Here is an 18,856-nt window from a genome sequence, read left to right as displayed (position 1 = left end):
GGACGCAGAACACCATCCCGCGCGCGTAGGCGCCCGCATCGGCGAACCGACTCAGAACGCCGCCCGCCGCGCCTCCCCCGCCGCCGCGGCGATCGGAACCCGGTGCGCCGGGCCATGGCCGGGCAGCAGCAGATCGCCGTCCAGTGCCGTGAACCGCTCCAGGGAGGCGAGGGCCTGCGCCCGCTCGTGGTGGAACATCCCCGGCAACAGTTGAGGCCCCCGCAGCCGGGACGTGGGGTGGGCGGTGACCAGGGCGTCCCCGGAGATCACCGCCCCGGAGCCGGGCAGCGCGAAGGCGCAGTGGCCCAGTGTGTGACCGGGCGTCGGCACCGGCACCGGGGCACCCGGCAGATCCAGCGGCCCCCCGAGGGCGAACGCCTCCGGTGCGGTGACCGGGACATGGGCCTTGCCCCCGGCCCGCAGCGCGTGCAGCGACCACGGCAGCACCCCGGGCCGCCACGCGTGGCGCAGCACGTCCCCCACGCCCACCTGGTGCAGGAACTCCCGCCGCGCGTGCGCCGCTTCCGCCGGATGGCACAGCACCGGCGTGCCGTACCGGGCGCGCAGGTACTCGGCCGACCCGAGATGGTCGTTGTGCGCGTGGGTGAGCAGTACGGCGGTGACCGCGCGCGGGGAGCCGCCCACCTCGGCGAGGGAGGCGAGCAGCCGCTCCCGGTCGGCCGGATACCCGGTGTCCACGAGGGTCAGCGCGTCCCCCTCCCGCACGATCACCCAGTTCGTCCGCGCCCCGTGCACCAGATGCACCCCGTCGGCGACCTGCCGTACCTCCACCCGCATGACCCGCGCACGCTCCCGTCGCCGTCCCCGTCCGTGTCCGTGTCCGTACGGGACCAGACAAGCAGATCAAGGGGCGGGCGCCGGTGAGGGACCGGTGCGCATCCCGAACAGGAACCGGGTCACCCGTGCCCGACGGATCCCGGCCTCGTACACCGCGAACACCACCAGCAGCGAACCCGTCACGATCGCCGCGTACTTCACCCCCATGGGCGCCGTCCAGCCCACCACGCCGTAGGCGAGGGCGACGACGACCGGCTGGTGGAGGACGTAGACGGGGAGCGCGGCGCCCGCCAGATACGCCCGGACCCGCGCACCCCGGACCGCCCTCGCGCGGGGCCGGTCCAGCAGCCCCAGGATCGCCAGGACCCAGCACCACCCGGCCGCCCCGAACAGCGCCCGGGTCAGCACCGCGAACCCCGACCGGTCGGTGAACGGATCGTCCAGGGACATGAACCCCGGGGCCGTCGCCGCGAACAGCGCCACGCCCAGGGCCGCGGCGGGCCACGCCAGGCGCCGGGTCGCCGCCCGGACCCGGTCGTCGTCGGCGAGGGCGTAGCCATGGAGGAAGAACACCAGATAGGCCCACCGGTTCCAGCCCGCGAAGCCCTCCTCCATCAGCAGCAGCGCGTTGAGCGCGGCGAGCGGCAGGGCGGGCAGGAACAGCAGCGCGGGGTGCCAGGTCAGGGCGTGGGCCAGTGGCCCGGCGGCGCGGGCCAGCGGTGCCGCGACCGGCGCGAGCAGCAGACTGAACGTCAGCAGCAGCACCACGAACCACAGATGCCCGGTCTCGAAGTGCTCGCCGTCCAGGACGAAGGGGAAGTCCGACGGCTCCGGGCGCACGGTCAGGAAGCGGGGCCAGAAGGCGAGGTAGGACTCGTGGTAGCCGGGGTCGGCCGCGCGCAGCCGCAGCCACGGGGGGAGCGGGAGCAGCAGCAGGGTCGCCGCCACCAGCGGGACGCCCAGCCGCAGCAGCCGCTCGCGCGCGAAGCCGCCCGGTCCGCGGCGGCGCAGGGAGTGCCGGGTGCCGAGCCCGGCCGCCAGGAACAGCACCGGCATCGCCCAGACCACCCCGAGACCGGACAGCACGGTCACGGCCTCGGTGGTCCGCCCGTTCTTGACGTAGAAGTCGTCGTCGGGGGCGAAGACCAGGGCGGCGTGGAAGAAGACCAGGCCGAGGACGACGGCGATACGCAGGGTGTCGAGCTCCGTGCGCCGCCGCCCTCCCGCCTCCGTGCTCATCGGTCCCCCTCCTGAAAGTGCGCCCAGTGTGGAGGAGGAGCCCGACGGACGACAGCCTTCCGGCGCCGGACAGAAACAGCTACCGCACGCCCTCCGGCCGGAACTGCACACTGATCCGCGGCCCCGCCGCCCGGGTGCTCTTCGGTACGCAGTGCTCCCAGGTCCGCTGGCACGAACCGCCCATCACGATCAGATCGCCGTGCCCCAGCGGACGCCGTACCGAGTCGCCGCCGCGCACCGGGCGCAGCAGCAGATCGCGCGGGGCGCCCACGGACAGGATGGCGACCATGGTGTCCTCGCGGGCGCCCCGCCCGATCCGGTCGCCGTGCCAGGCCACGCTGTCCCGTCCGTCCCGGTACAGGCACAGCCCCGCCGTCGTGAACGGCTCCCGCAATTCGCCGGCGTAGTGCGCGGACAGCGCGTCCCGGGCCTCGGCCAGCACCGGGTCGGGCAGCGGCTCGCCCCGCCGGTAGAACGCGAGCAGCCGCGGTACGTCCACCACCTGGTCGTACATCGCGCGGCGCTCGGCCCGCCAGGGGACCTCGTGCGCCAGCCGTTCGAAGAGGGTGTCGGCGCCGGTGAGCCAGCCGGGCAGGACGTCGATCCAGGCGCCGGAGCCGAGCACGGTCCGGCGGATCCCGTCGAGCGAGCCCAGCCGCACCCGGTCGCTCTGGTCGAAGAGGGATCCCTGGAGGTGCGTGGTCATGGGACCAGGATACTCCGGAATCGAGCGTATGTTCGATAGAAGCGGTTCGGGTGGGGCAGGCCGGGGAGTCCGACCGGGGTCGCCCCGAGGTCTATGGATACATTCCCGTATCCGATACATTCCCGTATCCGATACATTCCTGTATCCGATACATTCGCGTATCGAACGGAGGACGCCATGGCGGCGACGGCGGACAAGGGCGAGCCGGTCGCGGCGGGCGGCGCCCGGGTGACCCGGCGGCGGGAGCGGACGCGGACCCGGCTGCTCGACGCCGCGTTCACCGTGTTCGCCGCGAAGGGGTTCGGGCGGGTCTCCATCGAGGAGGTGTGCGACGCCGCCGGATTCAGCCGGGGCGCCTTCTACTCCAACTACGCCAGCCTGGACGAGCTGTTCTTCGCCCTCTACCGGGACCGCGCCGAGCTGATCGCCGGGCAGGTCGCCGGTGCCCTCGCCCAGGACGGCGGGCCCGCGCTGGACGTACCGGCCGCCGTCGACCGCGTCACCGAGGTGCTGCTCCTTGACCGCGACTGGCTGCTGGTGAAGACCGACTTCCTGGTGCACGCCGCCCGCGACCCCGCCGTCTCCGCCACCCTGCTCGAACACCGGGCCCGGCTGCGCGCCGCCATCGCCGACCGGCTGCGCCGCGCCCGCGGCCACACCGCCTTGCCCGCCGTCCTCGGCGACACCGAGGGGGCCGCCCGCGCGGTCGTCGCCGCCTACGACGGCGTCACCGTGCAACTCCTGCTCGACCAGGACCTGCCCGGCGCCCGCGCCTGGCTGAAGCAACTGCTCACCGCTCTCCTGACGGACGGCACCGCCCCCGAGCCCCATGAGCCACCCGAACACCCCGGATGAAGGGAACGTCACCCATGAACGCGGATGTCGCGGAGGTCGCGGATGTCATCGTCGTCGGAGCGGGCCTCGCGGGCCTGGTCGCCGCCCATGAACTCACCAGCCGGGGCCGCCGGGTCGCCCTGGTCGACCAGGAGAACGCGGCCAACCTCGGTGGCCAGGCGTTCTGGTCCTTCGGCGGGCTCTTCCTGGTCGACTCGCCCGAGCAGCGCCGGTTGAAGATCAAGGACTCCTTCGACCTGGCCTGGTCCGACTGGCAGGGCAGCGCCCGGTTCGACCGGCAGGACGACGAGGACTCCTGGGCGGTGCGCTGGGCCCGCGCCTATGTCGAGTTCGCGGCGGGCGAGAAGCGGTCCTGGCTCGACGGCCACGGCATCAAGCTGCTGCCCACCGTCGGCTGGGCCGAGCGCGGCGATCTGCGCGCCGACGGCCACGGCAACTCCGTCCCCCGCTTCCACATCGCCTGGGGCACCGGCACCGGAGTGGTCGAACCCTTCGTCGCGTACGCCCGGCAGGCCGCCGCCGACGGACTGCTCACCTTCCACCACCGCCACCGCGTCGACGCCCTGCTCATCGAGAACGGCACCGCCCGCGGGGTGCGCGGCACCTTTCTCGCCCCGGACGACTCAGCGCGCGGAGTCGCCTCCAGCCGCGAGGAGACCGGCGACTTCGAACTCACCGCCCAGGCCGTCATCGTCACCTCCGGCGGCATCGGCGCCGACCACGACATCGTCCGCCGCCACTGGCCCGCCCGGCTCGGTACGCCGCCCGCCCGGATGATCACCGGCGTGCCCGCCTATGTCGACGGCCGGATGCTCGACATCAGCGCCGACGCCGGGGTCCGCCTGGTCAACCGCGACCGGATGTGGCACTACACCGAGGGCGTCCGCAACTGGGACCCCATCTGGCCCGGCCACGGCATCCGCATCCTGCCCGGCCCGTCCTCGATGTGGTTCGACGCCCTCGGCCGCCGCCTCCCCGAACCCTGCCTGCCCGGCTACGACACCCTCTCCACCCTGCGCCGGCTGCGCACCACCGAGGATCTCGCCGGGCACGACCACTCCTGGTTCATCCTCACCCGGAAGATCATCGAGAAGGAGTTCGCCCTCTCCGGCTCCGAGCAGAACCCCGACATCACCGCCAAGGACCGCGGGGCCGTGCTGCGCGACCGGCTCCTCGGCAAGGGCGCGCCCGGCCCGGTCCAGGCGTTCCTGCGCAGCGGCGCCGACTTCGTCACCGCGCCCACCCTCGACCTCCTGGTCGAACGGATGAACGGCCTCACGGACACACCGCTCCTGGACGCCGCCGTGCTGCGCCGCCAGATCGAGGCCCGCGACCGCCAGCTCGCCAACCCGTACAGCAAGGACGCCCAGGTGCAGGGCATCCGCAACGCCCGCCGCTACATCGGTGACCGGCTCGGCCGGGTCGCCACCCCGCACCGGCTGCTGGACCCCGCGGCCGGTCCGCTGGTCGGCGTCAAGCTGCACATCCTGACCCGCAAGACCCTCGGCGGTATCCAGACCGACCTGGACTCCCGCGCCCTCGGCGCCGACGGCACACCGATCGAGGGGCTCTACGCGGCGGGCGAGGTCGCCGGGTTCGGCGGCGGCGGCGTGCACGGCTACAACGCGCTGGAGGGCACGTTCCTCGGCGGCTGTCTCTTCTCGGGGCGCGCGGCGGGACGGGCGGCGGCGGGGCAGGTCGGCTGAGCGGGGGAGGGGGAGGGGGAGGGGGAGGGGGGTAGGGGGCTCCCGGTCCACCGGTTTCCGGTCTACTGGCCTACCGGTCTACCGGTCTACCGGTCTACCGGTCTACCGGTCTACCGGTCTACCGGTCTACCGGTCTACCGGTCTACCGGTCTACCGGTCTACCGGTCTATCGGTCTACTCGCCGAGGAGCCGGAGCAGGACGGCCGCGTGGCTGCGCTCCGGCTCCTTCACCGCCGTCACCAGCGTCACCGGGCCCGTCCGCGCCGACGCCCGCAGCCCGTCCAGGAGCCCGGCCGCCTCCGGCGCGGTCAGCTCGGCCTCGTAGCGGTGGGCGAACTCCTCGTAGGAGCCCTCGCCGGAGTGGTACCAGCGGCGCAGTTCGGTCGACGGGGTGAGGGCCTTGGGCCAGGCGTCGATCCGCGCCGCCTCCTTGGACACCCCGCGCGGCCACAGCCGGTCGACCAGGACGCGCAGGCCGTCGCCGGGTTCGGCGGCCTCGTGGACTCGGCGGACGCGGACGCTCATACGGAACCCTTCGGCGGTCGGTCGGGCGGCGGGCTGTCCGGAGCGTAACGCGGAGCGGTCCGGTTGGTGGTGAGATGTCCGTCCGGCGGGGGTCGGTGTCCGGTGGGGGTGGGCGTCAGCGGTGGAGCGGGCGGTCGGTCCGGGTCTCGAACACCGCCGGGCCGGAGGTGCCGACGGGGGAGGAAGAACAGATCGGGGTCGTGGTGGCGGCAGGCCCTGATGGCCCTATTCGTTCTCGGGTCACCTGTCGACGCCCGGTGAGACAGTGGTGACGCGTCAGATGCGCAGCCCCCCGGCCGCGGCCTCCAGCACCGCCCCGGCGACCGCGGCCAGCGCGGGGGAGTCCAGCTTCCACTGCTGCCAGTACAGCGGTACGTCCACCGGCCGTCCCACCCCGAGCCGCTCCAGTCGGCCGGTCCCCAGCAGCGGTTCCGCCTGCGCCTCCGGCACCAGCCCCCAGCCCAGCCCGGCCGCGACACACGCGGCGTATCCCTCGCTGGTCGGCACGTAGTGGCGCCGCGCGCCCGCACCGCCCCACCCGCCGCGCAGCTCTCGGACGAAGTCGTCCTGGATGTCGTCGCGCCGGTCGAAGGCGATCACCGGGGCCTCGGCCAGCGCGTCCAGCGGGTCCCGTCCGCGCAGGTTCCGCCCGCGCAGAAACCGGGCCGCGAACTCCGGGGTGGCCACCGGGAGATACCGCATCCGGCCCAGGGGCCGGACCGAGCAGCCCGGTACCGGGTCCGGTGACGAGGTCACCGCCGCCATCACCACCCCCTCCCGCAGCAGGGCCGCCGTATGGTCCTCGTCCTCGCGGCGCAGCTCCAGACCGGGCCCCGAGGCCGGCGGCAGCCGGGTCAGGGCGTCCAGGAACCAGGTGGCCAGCGAGTCCGCGTTCACCGCGACCGACACCCGCGCCGGTCCGCCGTCCCCGGACAGCCCCAGTTCGGCGAACGCGTCCCGCTCCAGCCGGGCCAGCTGCCGGGCCAGCCGCACCAGCACCTCACCGGACTCGGTGGGCCGCACCGGCTTGGTCCGCAGCAGCAGCACCCGCCCGGTCCGCTGCTCCAGCGCCTTCACCCGCTGACTGACCGCCGACGGCGTCACATGCAGCGCGAGGGCCGCCGCGTCGAAGGTGCCCTCGTCCACCACCGCGAGCAGCGTCCGCACCTGGTCCAGCGGCAGATCCGGCAGCCCGGCCTCCGCCACCATCCACAGCCCTCCATCCCTACCCGCATAGCCTGCATTAGTTGCGCTAAGGATACGTAAGAATCTTTAGCTGTACGTATGGTGATCACCTCCGTAGCGTCCCCCGCATGACCCCCGCGCTCTCCGCCGCCGCGGCCGGCTTCGGCACCGGCCTGTCCCTGATCGTCGCCATCGGCGCCCAGAACGCCTTCGTCCTGCGCCAAGGTGTCCGGCGGGACGCGGTCCTCGCGGTGGTCGGCATCTGCGCCCTCTCCGACGCCCTGCTCATCGCGCTCGGCGTCGCCGGGGTCGGCGCGGTCGTGGTCGCCTGGCCGCAGGCGCTCACCGTCGTCGCCTGGATCGGCGGCGCCTTCCTCCTCGGCTACGGCGCCCTCGCCGCCCGCCGGGTGCTCCGGCCCGCCGGGGACGCCCTGCGCACCGACGGCGACGGCCCGGCGGCGTCCGGGTCACGCCGCCGGGCCGTCCTCACCTGTCTGGCCCTGACCTGGCTCAACCCCCATGTCTACCTGGACACGGTCTTCCTGCTCGGCTCCGTCGCCGCCGACCGCGGCCCGCTGCGCTGGACCTTCGGCCTCGGCGCGGTCCTCGCCAGCCTGGTCTGGTTCGCCGCGCTCGGCTTCGGCGCCCGGCTGCTCGGCCGCTGGCTCACCCGGCCCGCCGCCTGGCGGATCCTGGACGGCTTCGTCGCCGCGACGATGATCACCCTGGGCGTGCTGCTGATCACCGGAGCGTGATCCACCCCACCGCAGGACGAGACGGCGCCCCGCGCCTCGCTGACGGCTGCCATAGTGACCCTGGTTCGAACGATGTACCGAGCAACGACCGGCGAGCAGCGAGCAACCAGGACGCCCGTGGACAGCAGCGAACGCAGGACCGAGGAACCGGCCGCGGACCCCGGTGACCAGCCGTCACACCCCCGGCGCCGCTGGGCGATGGACACCCGCCCGCTGCGCCGCCCCGCCTTCCGCAGGCTCTGGGTCTCCACCATCGTCACCGCCGTCGGCAGCCAGCTGACCGCCGTCGCCGTCCCCAAGCAGATCTACGACCTCACCGGGTCCTCCGCCTGGGTCGGCTACGCCAGCATCGCCGGGCTGCTGCCCATGGTGGTGTTCGCGCTGTGGGGCGGCGCCATCGCCGACGCCGTCGACCGCCGCACCCTGCTCCTGGTCACCAACGCCGGGATCGCCGTCACCTCGCTGCTGTTCTGGGTGCAGGCGCTGGTCGGGCTGGACTCGGTCGCCGTGCTGATGGTGCTGCTCGCCGCCCAGCAGGCGTTCTTCGGGCTCAACGCGCCCGCCCGCAACGCCTCCATCGCCCGGCTGGTCCCCGAGCACGAACTCGCCGCCGCCAACGCCCTGGGCTCGACCGTGATGCAGACCGGTCTGGTCGCCGGGCCCCTGCTGGCCGGGGCGCTGATCCCGGTGATCGGCCTCGCCGAGCTGTATCTCCTCGACGCCATCGCCCTGTGCGTGACCGTCTGGGCGGTGATGCGGCTGCCGTCGCTGCCCCCGCTGACCAAGACCGCAAAGCGCCGGGCGGGCGTACGGGAGATCGCCGAGGGGTTCCGCTACATCGCCCTGCACAAGGTGCTGCTGCTGTCCTTCCTCGCCGATGTCATCGCCATGGTCCTCGGCATGCCCCGCGCCCTGTTCCCGCAACTCGCCGCCGAGACCTACGGCTCCTACGGCGAGGGACTCGCCCTCGGGCTGCTGTTCGCGGCGATCCCGGTGGGCGCGGTCCTCGGCGGGCTGTTCTCCGGCACGTTCTCCCGGGCCCGGCAGCACGGCTGGATGGTGATCGGGGCGGTGGTGGTGTGGGGGCTGGCCATCGCCGGGTTCGGGCTGAGCGCCGGTCTCTGGGTCGCCGTGGTGTTCCTGGTCGTCGCCGGGGTCGCGGACATGGTGTCCATGGTGTTCCGGGGCGCGATCCTGCTCTCGGCGGCGACCGACGAGATGCGCGGCCGGATGCAGGGGGTCTTCACGGTGGTCGTCGCGGGCGGCCCCCGGCTGGCCGACGTCCTGCACGGCACGGCGGGCTCCGCGTTCGGCCCCCGGGCCGCCGTGGTGGGCGGCGGCCTGCTGGTCGTCGTGGCGATGCTGGCCCTGGCGGCGGCGGTACCGGCGCTGCGGCGCTACCGGATCTGAGGCGCTACCGGATCTGAGGCCGGGGCCGCACCACCGGGCCCCACCACCCGGGCCGCACCGCCGGAGCCGGACCACCGGGGCTCGCGCCCCGCCCCCGGCGGCCTCCCCTCAGCAACGCCCTCCGGCAACACCCCCCGGCAACGCACAGCCCCCGCGCGGACGCGCCCACCTCGCCCGGCTGCGTCTCCCCCGCCCCGACGCGCCTACCCCGCGAAGAAGATCGGCTTCAGATGGGTGAAGAACGCGATCCCGTCCCCCGCCCCCTCGTACTCGCCCCGCCCGCTGTTCTTCCGTCCCCCGCCCGGTACCCGCAGATCGCCCACCGACGTCGGCAGGTTGATGCCCACCCGCCCGGCGTCCACCGCCTGGGCGAAGCGGCGGCCCCGGTCCCGGTCCCCGGTGAAGATCGCCGCGCACAGCCCGTACGGTGTGCCGTTGGCGAGGGCGATGGCCTCCTCCAGGGAGGCGACGCTGAGCAGCGCGACCACCGGGCCGAAGATCTCCTCCTGCACGATCGGGGAGTCGAGGGCGGGCCGGTCGATGACGGTCGGGGCGATGTAGTAACCGTCCGGCAACTCGGCCCCCTCGGCGGGGCCGCCCCCGACGAGGACCGTGCCGGACAGGGCCCCCGGGGTGAGATAGGAGAGCACCTTGTCGTACTGGACGCGGGACGAGACCGGCCCCATGTCGGCGTCCGGGTCGAGCCCGTCGCCCACCCGCACCTCGCGGGTGCGGGCCACGAACCGGTCGCGGAACTCCTCGAACACCGGCTCCTCGACCAGGATCCGGCTGGTCGCGATGCACCACTGACCGGCCGCCGTGTAGGAGGCGGCCACCGCCGCGTCCAGGGCCCGGTCCAGATCCGCGTCGGCCAGCACCACCAGCGGGTTCTTACCGCCCGTCTCCACCTGGACCTTCACATCCCGCGCCCCCGCCAGCTCCGCCACCTGGAAGCCGACCCGGGTCGAGCCGGTGAAGGAGATCGCGTCCACGTCCGGATGGTCCAGCAGCGGCTGCCCGGCCTCGGTCCCGGTGCCGAAGACCAGGTTGTAGACCCCGGCCGGCAGACCCGCCTCCATCAGGGCCCGGCCGGTCATCTCCGCGGTGACCGGGGTGAGTTCGGACGGCTTGACCACCACGGCGTTCCCCGCGACCAGCGCCGGGACGCTCTTGCGCAGCACCGCGCTGAACGGGTAGTTCCACGGGGTGACCAGCACCGCGACGCCCACCGGTGCCCGGGTCATCTCCACATCGAGGTCGGCCTCCAGGGTCCTGACGTGGCTCAGCAGATCAGGGGCGATCTTCAGCTGATAGGCGGTGGCGGCGAGCGCCCGCGCGATCTCGCCCTGACAGTCGGCGAGGGTCTTGCCGGACTCCAGGACATCGGCGACGGCGAGTGCCTCCGCGCGGCTTTCCAGGAGTTCCAGCGCCCGGCCGAGCACCGCGATCCGGTCCTCCACGGGGGTCGCGGCCCAGCCCGCGGCGGCGGCCCGCGCGGCGGCCACCGCGGCGCCCGCGTCCCCGGCGTCCGACGCCGGGCACACCGCCACGATCCGGTCGGCCCGCGCGGGATTCTCACGGCTGAGGGTGCGCCCCGAACGCGCCGGCTGCCAGGCCCCGTCGATGAGATTGAGGACCTCGCGCGCGGAGGCGGGGATGGTGGGCGGGGGCGACGACTGGGATGAAGCGGTCATGGGGTGAAGCCCTCCCGTCTGCGGAACCTTGAGTGTGGAATGTGAAGGCACCCTTACTATTCATGAGCCCGGGTGGGGACTCAAGAGGTGTGCGTGGTCTGGCGCTGGAGTGAGGGATCGGACCTGGGGGAAGGTGGGGTGCGGGCCCTGGTGGGCTTCTGTCCAGAGGCGCGCTATAGTAAGCAGCCTTTACTATTTATTTCGGCGGACCGGGCGGGAGGGGAGCGAGATGCGAGGCCAGCAGCAGTGCCCCGCGCAGCACCGCCCGTCCCTCCAGGGTGGACCGCGCGACATAGGTGTCCATCCCCGCGCGCACCTCGGCGACCGCCGGATCGTCACCCAGCCGCCGGACGGTCGCCGCGCGCAGCGCCGGGAGCAGTCCGGGCAGCGCGATCACATCACCGTCGAACACGATCCGGCGCGGGGAGACCGTGTAGGTCAGGGCGGTCGTCAACTGGGCCAGGTACCACGCCTCCAGCTCGACCAGGTCCGGGGTCACCGCCTCCGGCCGCCAGGTCCCGGCGCCGGTCCGGGCCAGCAGCGCCCGTCGGCTCGCCAGCGACTCCAGGCACTCCGGGTGGTAGGGGCAGGGCCCGGTCAGCCGGTCCGACGGATGCCGGGCCACCGGCAGATGCCCCGCCTCCGGATGGGCCCGCCCCCGCACCACCCGGCCCCCCGTCAGCACCCCCGCACCGATGCCCCCCGTCACGATCACGAACACCAGGTCGTCGCCCCCGCCGCCGTCCCGCTCGGCCAGCGCGCCCGCGTTGACATCCGTGTCCAGGGCGATCGGCACCGGGAACTCCCGCCACACCGCGCCGACCAGATCGAACCCCGGCCACCCCGGCTTGAGCACCGACCCGACCCTGCCGTACGTCCGGGACTCCAGCCGCAGATCCAGCGGACCGAAGCAGCCGATACCGACCGCCGTCACCGGGCCGTACCGCTCCCGCTGGGCGCGCAGGAACCCGGTGACCCGGCCCAGCGTCTCCGCCGGGGTGGTGGTGGGAAACACCGCCTCGGCCCGTACGTCATCGGGGCCGGTGCCGATCGCACACCTGAAGTCCTTGCCCGATCCCGTGATTCCGGCGAACACCCTGGTTCCTCCTCATGGTTCGTGTCCGTGGTGCGTACTGCGCGTCCGAGTCGCCGGGCGCCCACCGAGCACCTCCGCTCCGGCTCACGGGCCGCCGCCCGCGTCGCCGTTCAGCCCGGCCCAGTCCGGGCGGGGCAGCCGGAACACCGGGCCGAGCGGGGCGTACGCCGACCCCGACAGCCGGGCCACCGGCGCCAGCAGTTCCGGATCGACGCGTCCGGCCCGCCAGACCTCCGGCGCCACATGGAGATGGAGCACCTCGCCGATCACCAGCGCACTGCCGCCGACCGGCACCTCCCGCACGAACCGGCACTCCAGATGCGCCTTGGCCCGCGCCACCCGGGGCGCCGCCACCCGCACGGCCGACGCCTGCGCCAGCCCCGCCCACCCGAACTCGTCCTCGCCCGGCGGGAAGTCGGCGGAGGTCAGATTCATCGCGGTCACCAGCTCGGCCGACACCACATTGACCACGAACTCGCCGGTCGCGCGGATATTGGTGAGGGTGTCGCGGACCGCGGTCGAGCTGAACACGACATGCGGGGGATCGTGGGAGGCGATGGTGAAGTACGAATGCGGGGCCACATTGCGCACCCCGTCGGCGCTCAGGGTGGACACCCAGGCGATCGGCCGGGGCACCACCAGCGCGGTCAGCAGCCGGTAGACGTCCCGCACCGGCCAGGCGTCGGCGGGCAGTTCCAGCGGCCGGTCCAGCCGCTCGGGCGGGACCGGCGCGCGACCGGTCCCCGCGGGCTCCGTCAAGATCGCTCCCAGGGTCGCAGGGACAGGCCGGACGGTAGGATTGCGGCGCTCGTCGGCGCCGTTCCCGTGTGTGCCGGGCCGGGCCGCCGCGGCCCTCGCCCGTGGTCACACCAGCGCAGGAGGAGGTAGGGGCCACGTTTGTCGAGCCGCGCAACTTCGTGAAGGCGGACCCGTCCATGGTCCGGGTCATCAACCGGCGTTCGGTCATCGACGCCATCCAGCACCACGGTGTGCTCTCGCGCTCCCAGGTGGCCCGGGTGGTCGGGCTGTCCAAGCCGACCGTCTCCGAGGTCTTCACCGATCTGCTGGACGCCGGACTGCTCCGCGAGGCCGGCGCCACCCAGGGCAAGCAGGGCCCCAAGGCCCTGCTCTACGAGATCAACAGCGAGGCCGCCTGGGTCGTCGGCATCGATGTGGGCCGCCGCTGGATCCGCGCCGCCCTGGCCGACCTCTCCGGCCGGATCGTCGCCCGGCACGACGAACGGGTCCGGCTGCGCAGCAACGAGATCCTGCTGGACCAGATCGGCGCCATGGCCCGAACGGTCATGGCCGAGCGGTCGGTCGGCTGGGACCGGGTCAGTCAGGTCACCGTCGGCAGCCCCGGCGTGGTCGATCCGGCCCGCGGCCAGATGATGCTCGCCGCGAATCTGCCCGGCTGGGAGCGGCAGGGCATGGTCGAGTCGATCCGCGCCCGCTTCGACTCCGCCGTCGCCATCGAGAACGATGTCAACCTCGCCGCCCTCGGCGAACTGTGGAGCGGCTACGGCCGCCAGTACGACGACTTCGCCTATCTGTGGATCGGTTCCGGCGTCGGCCTCGGCCTGGTCATCGACGGCAAGCTGCACCGGGGGGCGCGCGGGCTGGCCGGGGAGATCGGCTATCTGCCGATCGGCCTGGAGGGCGCCGACGAGTCCGGGCCGCCGTGGCGCGGCTGGTTCGCCGGCGAGACCGTGGAGCGGGCGGTGGCGCGGCTGGCCGGGGAACGCGGGCTGGACCGGCCGCCGACCATGCGCGGTGTCTTCGCCATGGCCCGGCGCGGGGACGCCCTCGCCCGCGAGGTGGTCGAGCTGGAGGCACGGCTGCTGGCCCGCGCGGTCTCCACGGTCGCCGCCGTGGTCGACCCGGAGGTGGTGGTGCTGGGCGGCGGCATCGGCCACAACGGCGATCTGCTCACCCCGACCATCGAATCCACCCTGCGTGCGCTCACCCCACTCTCCGTCCAGGTCGTCACCTCCGTGCTCGGCACGGACGCCGTCCTGCACGGCGCGGTGGGCAGCGCCGTCTCCGACGCCTGGGGCCGCCTCCTGGGCACACCGATGCCGGACCCCGACGGGGGGCCTCCGGCCGGGGTGACGGTGGGGGAGTAGCGGGGGGTACGTGTCCGGGGCGACGGCTCCGGCGCGTCCTCGCGCGGGGGTGAGGCGGGGGTGCGGGGTGGTGGGTCTTGGGTTTTCCTTCGTCGGGGTTGTGTGGCGGGGGCGGGGGGTTGCGTCCGCCGGGTCCGCGCGGTGGAGGTGGGGGTGCGGGGGCATGTCTCTCGGGTTGTCTTCCGCAGGGTCAGCGCGGTGGAGGCGGGGGTGCGGGGTCGCGTCTCTCGGGTTGTCTTCCGTCAGGGACGTGCGGCGGAGGCGGGGGTGTGGGGGCATGTCCCTCGGGTTCTCTCCCGCCGGGTCCGTGCGGCGCGGAGCCACACCCGCCCACCCCACGACAGCCCCGTACCCCACGAAGCCCACCGCCGCCGCTCCACCCCGATGCCCCCTCACGGCAGCAACCCCTCCCGCAGCGCCGCCGACTGCGGTTCGGCCGCCCCCGGGGCACCCTCGGCCAGCCGCCGCCGGGTCAGTTGCGCCACCACCGTGTGCTCCGCCGCCGAGCCGGGCCCCGAGCCCGACCCCAGGGCGGATCCGGGCCCTGAGCCGGAACCTGAGTCGGATCCGGGCCTCAAGCCGGACCCGGCGCCCGAGCCCGACCCGGACCCGGCGCCCCCACCCCCGCCCGCCCCCACGTCCGCTTCCGCCCCCGCTCCCACCCCCAGCATCCGCAACCCCCGCAGCGCAGCCCCCGTGACCGGTGGCGAGGTCAGGATCCGGACCGTCGCCCGGGGGGCCACCCCGGCGACGCCGCGCCGGACCGTGTCCAGCAGGGGACCGTCCCCCGCGTCGAAGAGCCCGCCGCCGAGCACCACGGGGACCTCGGTGCGGGCCAGCCCCAGCCGTCGTACGGCCGTGCCGACATAGGTGACGATCTCCGACGCCAGCTGGTCCAGCAGTTCACGGGCCACCTCGTCGCCCTCGGCGGCGGTCCGGAAGACGGTCGGGGCCAGCACCAGGAGCTGGCGTTCGGCGATCCGGCCGGTGTAGACGGCCTCGGCGACCGCCATCGGGTCGGCCAGCCCGAAGTACCGGGGCACCGCGGTCTCCAGCGCCGTACGTCGTCCCCGGCCGTCGGCCGCGCGGACCGCCTGGCCCAGGGCCCGCACCCCGAGCCAGCGCCCGCCCGCCACCCAGTCCCCGGAGATCCGCCCGAGCGCGGCGAAGCGCAGATCGCGTCCGTCGGGGGCGATGCCCACGCAGTTCAGCCCGGTCCCGGCGCCGACCGCCACCCCCCACTGGGCGGGGCTGCCCGCCCACAGCACGGCGAAGGTGTCGTTGTGCAGCACCACGGAGTCGGTGAGCCGCTCGGCGCGCAGCGCCGCGCCCACCCGGTGCTCGTCGACCGGCAGATCGATACCGGCGAGGCAGAACACCCCGATCCGGGCCAGTGGCTCACCGGGCGGCAGCCCGGCCGCGGCGCGCAGCCGCCCGGCGCTCTCGCGCACCACCGCCGCCGCGCCCTCCAGCCCCAGCCGCTGATGCGAGCAGCCGGGGCCGCGCGCCGCGGCGAGGACCGTGCCGTCGGCGGCGACCAGCGCCAGTTCGGTCTTGGAGTTGCCGCCGTCCACCGCCAGGACGGCGGCCCGCGTGCTCGTCCGTGCTGTCGCTGATGTCACCACCGCTGTCACCGCTGTCCCCCGCTCTAAGGGCTCCGGGAAGTGCTCCGTGTTTGGTTCAGTGCTCGACTATAGTAAGGGCTCATAACTATTTATCCATCCTCTGTCCCTCTCCTCTTCCTTCTCCTCCTCCCGGTCCTCTTCCTCCTGGTCCCCCTTCTCTTCCTCTCCCCCTCGTCCTCCTCCCGGAGTGATCGGCACAACAGGAAGGCAGCACGATGAGTGTCAAGATCGCGGTGATCGGCGGCGGTTCCACCTACACCCCCGAGCTGGTCGACGGGTTCGCCCGGTTCGCCGACCGGCTGCCGGTGGGGGAGCTGGTGCTGCACGACATCGACGCGGCCCGGCTGGAGCCGGTCGCCGGGCTGGCGGGGCGGATCCTGCGCCGGCAGGGCTGGCCCGGCCGGCTGACCGCCACCGGGAGTCTCGAACAGGCCGTCGAGGGCGCCGACTTCGTCGTCGTCCAGCTCAGGGTCGGCGGGCAGCAGGCCCGGCTGCTGGACGAGACCCTGCCCCTGGAGGTCGGCTGCATCGGGCAGGAGACCACCGGCGCCGGTGGCTTCGCCAAGGCGCTGCGGACCGTGCCCGTGGTGCTGGGCCTCGCCGAACAGGTCGCCGCGCGGGCCGCCGACGGGGCTTGGCTGGTGGACTTCACCAACCCCGTCGGCATCGTCACCCAGGCCCTGATGGACGAGGGGCACCGGGCGATCGGTCTGTGCAATGTGGCCATCGGGCTGCAACGGAGGTTCGCCTCGCTGCTCGGGGTCGCCCCGGAGCGGGTCGCCCTCGAACATGTCGGCCTCAACCATCTGACCTGGGAACGCGCGGTCACCGTCGACGGCCGGGACGTACTGCCGGACCTGCTGGACGGGCATCTCGACGCGCTCTCCGCCCATCTGGAGCTGCCCGGCCCGCTGCTGCGCGACCTCGCCGCGGTGCCGTCCCGCTATCTGCGGTTCTACTACCGCACCGCCGGGATGCTGGCGGAGCAGCGGGGCGGCCGGATCCGCGCCCGCGAGGTGCAGCGCATCGAGGACGAACTGCTCGCCCTCTACCGGGACCCCGCCCTGGACACCAGGCCCGCCGCCCTGGCCCGGCGCGGCGGCACCCACTACAGCGAGGCGGCGGTCCAGCTCATCGCGTCCCTGTACGACGACCGGGGCGATGTGCAGGTGGTCAATATCCGCAATGAGGGCGCCGTCCCGGAGCTGCCGGACGACGCCGTGGTGGAGATCCCCGCGCGGATCACCTCCGCGGGCGCGGCCCCGCTGCCGGCCCGGCCGCTGCCGCCGGAGCTGCTCGGCCTGGTCCAGCAGGTCAAGGCATACGAGCGGCTGGCCGTCGCCGCCGCCCGCACCGGGGACCACCGCAGCGCGGTCCTCGCCCTGATGGCCAACCCGCTGGTCGGCGACCGGGAGCCCGCGGTGGCCCTGCTGGACGCCTTTCTGCGGGAGCACGCGCGGACCCTGCCGGACTTCTGGCACACCGACTGAAGGCAGGTGTCCCGCGGATCCCTCCCGGACTCGCTCCGGACACGAATCTGTAAGCACCCCTTCCTAACTATTGAGCTTGGCCGAAACCGCCGCTAGATTCTGGACACTCACCGGACTCGGGAGAAGGCGGAGCATTCCGGACGTTCCACATGAGCGCCCGGTATTCGCCGGACACCCACCCGAAGCGGTGCGCATGTCCCACACATCCCATGGGACGACATCGGGGGCCTCACATCCATAGCCATGCGCCATCGAAAGGGGCGTCCAGATGGATGGACTGCGTAGGGTTCGAGGCTTGTACATGTCCGTCGCCCTCCTGCTGACCGGGGCGCTGACCGCCGCGTGCGGCGGGGGCGGCAGCGGCGAGGCGGGCGGAGGCGACGAGAAGATCCGGCTGACGATCGGCACGTTCAACGACTTCGGCTACAAAGAGCTGTACCAGCAGTACATGCGGGAGCACCCGAACATCGAGATCGTCGAGCATGTCGCCGAGTACCAGACCCACCACACCCAGCTCGCGACCCGGCTCGCGGCCGGGAACGGGGCACCGGACGTGGTGGCGATCGAGGGGGACTTCCTGGGCCAGTTCACGGCCCAGCCGCAGAACTTCCACAATCTGCTGGACCTCGGCGCAGGCGAACTGAAGGACCGCTGGCTGGCGTGGAAGTGGCAGCAGTCCATGACGGCGGACAACAACGTCCAGATCGGGATGGGCACCGATGTCGGCGGCCTCGCCATCTGCTACCGCCGCGACCTCTTCGAGAAGGCCGGGCTGCCCACCGACCGCACCGAGGTCGCCGGGCTCTGGCCGGACTGGGAGAGCTATATCGAGGTCGGCAAGCGGTTCACCGAGGCCGACACCGGGGCCAAGTTCACCGACAGCGGCCCGCTGCTGTTCAACGCGATCCTCGGCCAGGCCAAGGAGGCGTTCTACGACACCGACAACAGCCTGATCCTGGAGCGCAACCCGGCCGTCAAGGAGTCCTTCGACCTCACCTCCGAGGCGGTGGAGGCCGGGCTGTCAGCCAACCTCGCCGCCTTCAGCCCGCAGTGGAACACCGGCTTCCAGCGCGGCAGCTTCGCCACCATCACCTGCCCCGCCTGGATGATGGCCTTCATCCAGAGCCAGGCCCCCAAGACCGAGGGCCAGTGGGACGTGGCCGCCGTGCCCGGCGGCGGCGCCGGGAACTGGGGCGGCTCCTGGCTCACCGTCCCCAAGCAGTCCGAGCACCCCGAGGAGGCGTACCGGCTCGCCGCCTGGCTCACCGCACCCGAGCAGGCGCTCACCGTCTTCAAGAACATCGGCAATCTGCCCGCCATCCCCGAGCTGTACCGGGACCCGGCCATGGCGGACCTGAAGAAGCCCTTCTTCAACAACGCCCCCGTCGGACAGATCTTCACCGAGTCCGCCACCCTGCTCCGGCCCCAGTACCAGGGCCCCAAGGCGGCGGCCGTACGACTGGCCCTCCAGAACGGCATCAAACGCGTCGAGGAGGGCCGGGAATCACCCGGCGAGGCATGGGACAAGGCACTGAGCGATGCAGAAAAGGCCGCCGAGTAGCCCGCCGGTGCCCGCGCCCGCCGCGCACCCCGCCGCCGCCCGGCCCACGGCGGGGCCGGCCACCACCCCCCGGGGCCGGCCCCGT

General features: G+C 73.4%; 16 protein-coding genes. 7 read left to right on the top strand and 9 right to left on the bottom strand.

Annotated features, from left to right (window positions below; all coding sequences use genetic code 11):
* Positions 1-51: 51 nt before the first annotated feature.
* The 3 genes from ABZX40_RS33015 to ABZX40_RS33005 form a co-directional block, all read right to left on the bottom strand.
* A complete protein-coding gene (locus ABZX40_RS33015; protein WP_355742933.1) occupies positions 52-798 on the bottom strand; it encodes an MBL fold metallo-hydrolase in 747 nt (248 codons plus the stop codon).
* A 66-nt stretch (positions 799-864) separates the two neighbouring features.
* Positions 865-2,037: an acyltransferase gene (locus ABZX40_RS33010; RefSeq protein WP_355742936.1), complete on the bottom strand. Its 1,173-nt coding sequence runs from the start codon at positions 2,035-2,037 to the stop codon at positions 865-867.
* A gap of 79 nt (positions 2,038-2,116) precedes the next feature.
* On the bottom strand, positions 2,117-2,743 hold the full coding sequence (locus ABZX40_RS33005) for an alpha-ketoglutarate-dependent dioxygenase AlkB (RefSeq protein ID WP_355742939.1): 627 nt from the start codon (positions 2,741-2,743) through the stop codon (positions 2,117-2,119).
* Positions 2,744-2,920: 177 nt separating this feature from the next.
* Between ABZX40_RS33005 and ABZX40_RS33000 the strand changes: the two genes are divergently transcribed.
* Together ABZX40_RS33000 and ABZX40_RS32995 are read left to right on the top strand one after the other, a co-directional pair.
* Entirely contained in the window at positions 2,921-3,598 is a 678-nt protein-coding gene (locus ABZX40_RS33000; RefSeq protein ID WP_355742942.1) for a TetR/AcrR family transcriptional regulator, read from the top strand.
* 14 nt (positions 3,599-3,612) lie between these two features.
* Complete coding sequence (locus tag ABZX40_RS32995; RefSeq protein ID WP_355742944.1) at positions 3,613-5,304, top strand: FAD-binding dehydrogenase; 1,692 nt, start codon at positions 3,613-3,615, stop codon at positions 5,302-5,304.
* Positions 5,305-5,478: 174 nt separating this feature from the next.
* Here the strand turns inward: ABZX40_RS32995 and ABZX40_RS32990 are convergent, their stop codons facing one another.
* Positions 5,479-5,829, bottom strand: a complete 351-nt coding sequence (locus tag ABZX40_RS32990; RefSeq protein WP_355742947.1) for a DUF488 family protein — start codon at positions 5,827-5,829, stop codon at positions 5,479-5,481.
* A gap of 276 nt (positions 5,830-6,105) precedes the next feature.
* A complete protein-coding gene (locus ABZX40_RS32985) occupies positions 6,106-7,038 on the bottom strand; it encodes a LysR family transcriptional regulator ArgP (RefSeq protein ID WP_355742950.1) in 933 nt (310 codons plus the stop codon).
* Between the two features lie 104 nt (positions 7,039-7,142).
* Here ABZX40_RS32985 and ABZX40_RS32980 point away from each other — a divergent pair, with 104 nt between their 5' ends.
* Positions 7,143-7,769 (top strand): LysE/ArgO family amino acid transporter, encoded by a 627-nt coding sequence (locus ABZX40_RS32980; protein ID WP_355742952.1) that lies wholly within the window; start codon positions 7,143-7,145, stop codon positions 7,767-7,769.
* Positions 7,770-7,841: 72 nt separating this feature from the next.
* Positions 7,842-9,179, top strand: coding sequence for an MFS transporter (locus ABZX40_RS32975; protein WP_355742955.1), 1,338 nt, complete (start codon positions 7,842-7,844; stop codon positions 9,177-9,179).
* A gap of 203 nt (positions 9,180-9,382) precedes the next feature.
* On the opposite strand, the gene ABZX40_RS32970 is transcribed toward ABZX40_RS32975, so the two are convergent.
* From ABZX40_RS32970 to ABZX40_RS32960, 3 genes are all read right to left on the bottom strand, one after another.
* Positions 9,383-10,873: an aldehyde dehydrogenase family protein gene (locus tag ABZX40_RS32970; RefSeq protein ID WP_355742958.1), complete on the bottom strand. Its 1,491-nt coding sequence runs from the start codon at positions 10,871-10,873 to the stop codon at positions 9,383-9,385.
* A gap of 196 nt (positions 10,874-11,069) precedes the next feature.
* Positions 11,070-11,969, bottom strand: coding sequence for an ROK family protein (locus ABZX40_RS32965; protein WP_355742961.1), 900 nt, complete (start codon positions 11,967-11,969; stop codon positions 11,070-11,072).
* Between the two features lie 84 nt (positions 11,970-12,053).
* A complete protein-coding gene (locus ABZX40_RS32960; protein WP_355742964.1) occupies positions 12,054-12,728 on the bottom strand; it encodes a flavin reductase family protein in 675 nt (224 codons plus the stop codon).
* A 101-nt stretch (positions 12,729-12,829) separates the two neighbouring features.
* On the opposite strand from ABZX40_RS32960, the gene ABZX40_RS32955 reads away from it, so the two are divergent.
* Positions 12,830-14,095 carry an ROK family transcriptional regulator gene (locus ABZX40_RS32955; RefSeq protein ID WP_355742967.1) on the top strand — a complete coding sequence of 422 codons (1,266 nt, stop codon included), beginning with the start codon at positions 12,830-12,832 and terminating at the stop codon, positions 14,093-14,095.
* A gap of 392 nt (positions 14,096-14,487) precedes the next feature.
* Here ABZX40_RS32955 and ABZX40_RS32950 read toward each other — a convergent pair whose 3' ends face one another.
* Positions 14,488-15,717: a BadF/BadG/BcrA/BcrD ATPase family protein gene (locus ABZX40_RS32950; protein WP_355742970.1), complete on the bottom strand. Its 1,230-nt coding sequence runs from the start codon at positions 15,715-15,717 to the stop codon at positions 14,488-14,490.
* A 218-nt stretch (positions 15,718-15,935) separates the two neighbouring features.
* On the opposite strand from ABZX40_RS32950, the gene ABZX40_RS32945 reads away from it, so the two are divergent.
* Together ABZX40_RS32945 and ABZX40_RS32940 are read left to right on the top strand one after the other, a co-directional pair.
* Entirely contained in the window at positions 15,936-17,210 is a 1,275-nt protein-coding gene (locus ABZX40_RS32945; protein WP_355742973.1) for a 6-phospho-beta-glucosidase, read from the top strand.
* Between the two features lie 301 nt (positions 17,211-17,511).
* Complete coding sequence (locus ABZX40_RS32940; RefSeq protein WP_355742976.1) at positions 17,512-18,771, top strand: extracellular solute-binding protein; 1,260 nt, start codon at positions 17,512-17,514, stop codon at positions 18,769-18,771.
* The last annotated feature ends 85 nt before the right edge of the window (positions 18,772-18,856 follow it).

This window comes from Streptomyces sp. NPDC004610, from assembly GCF_040609715.1.
Taxonomy (GTDB): domain Bacteria; phylum Actinomycetota; class Actinomycetes; order Streptomycetales; family Streptomycetaceae; genus Streptomyces.
This window is presented reverse-complemented; position numbering and strand designations above follow the sequence as displayed.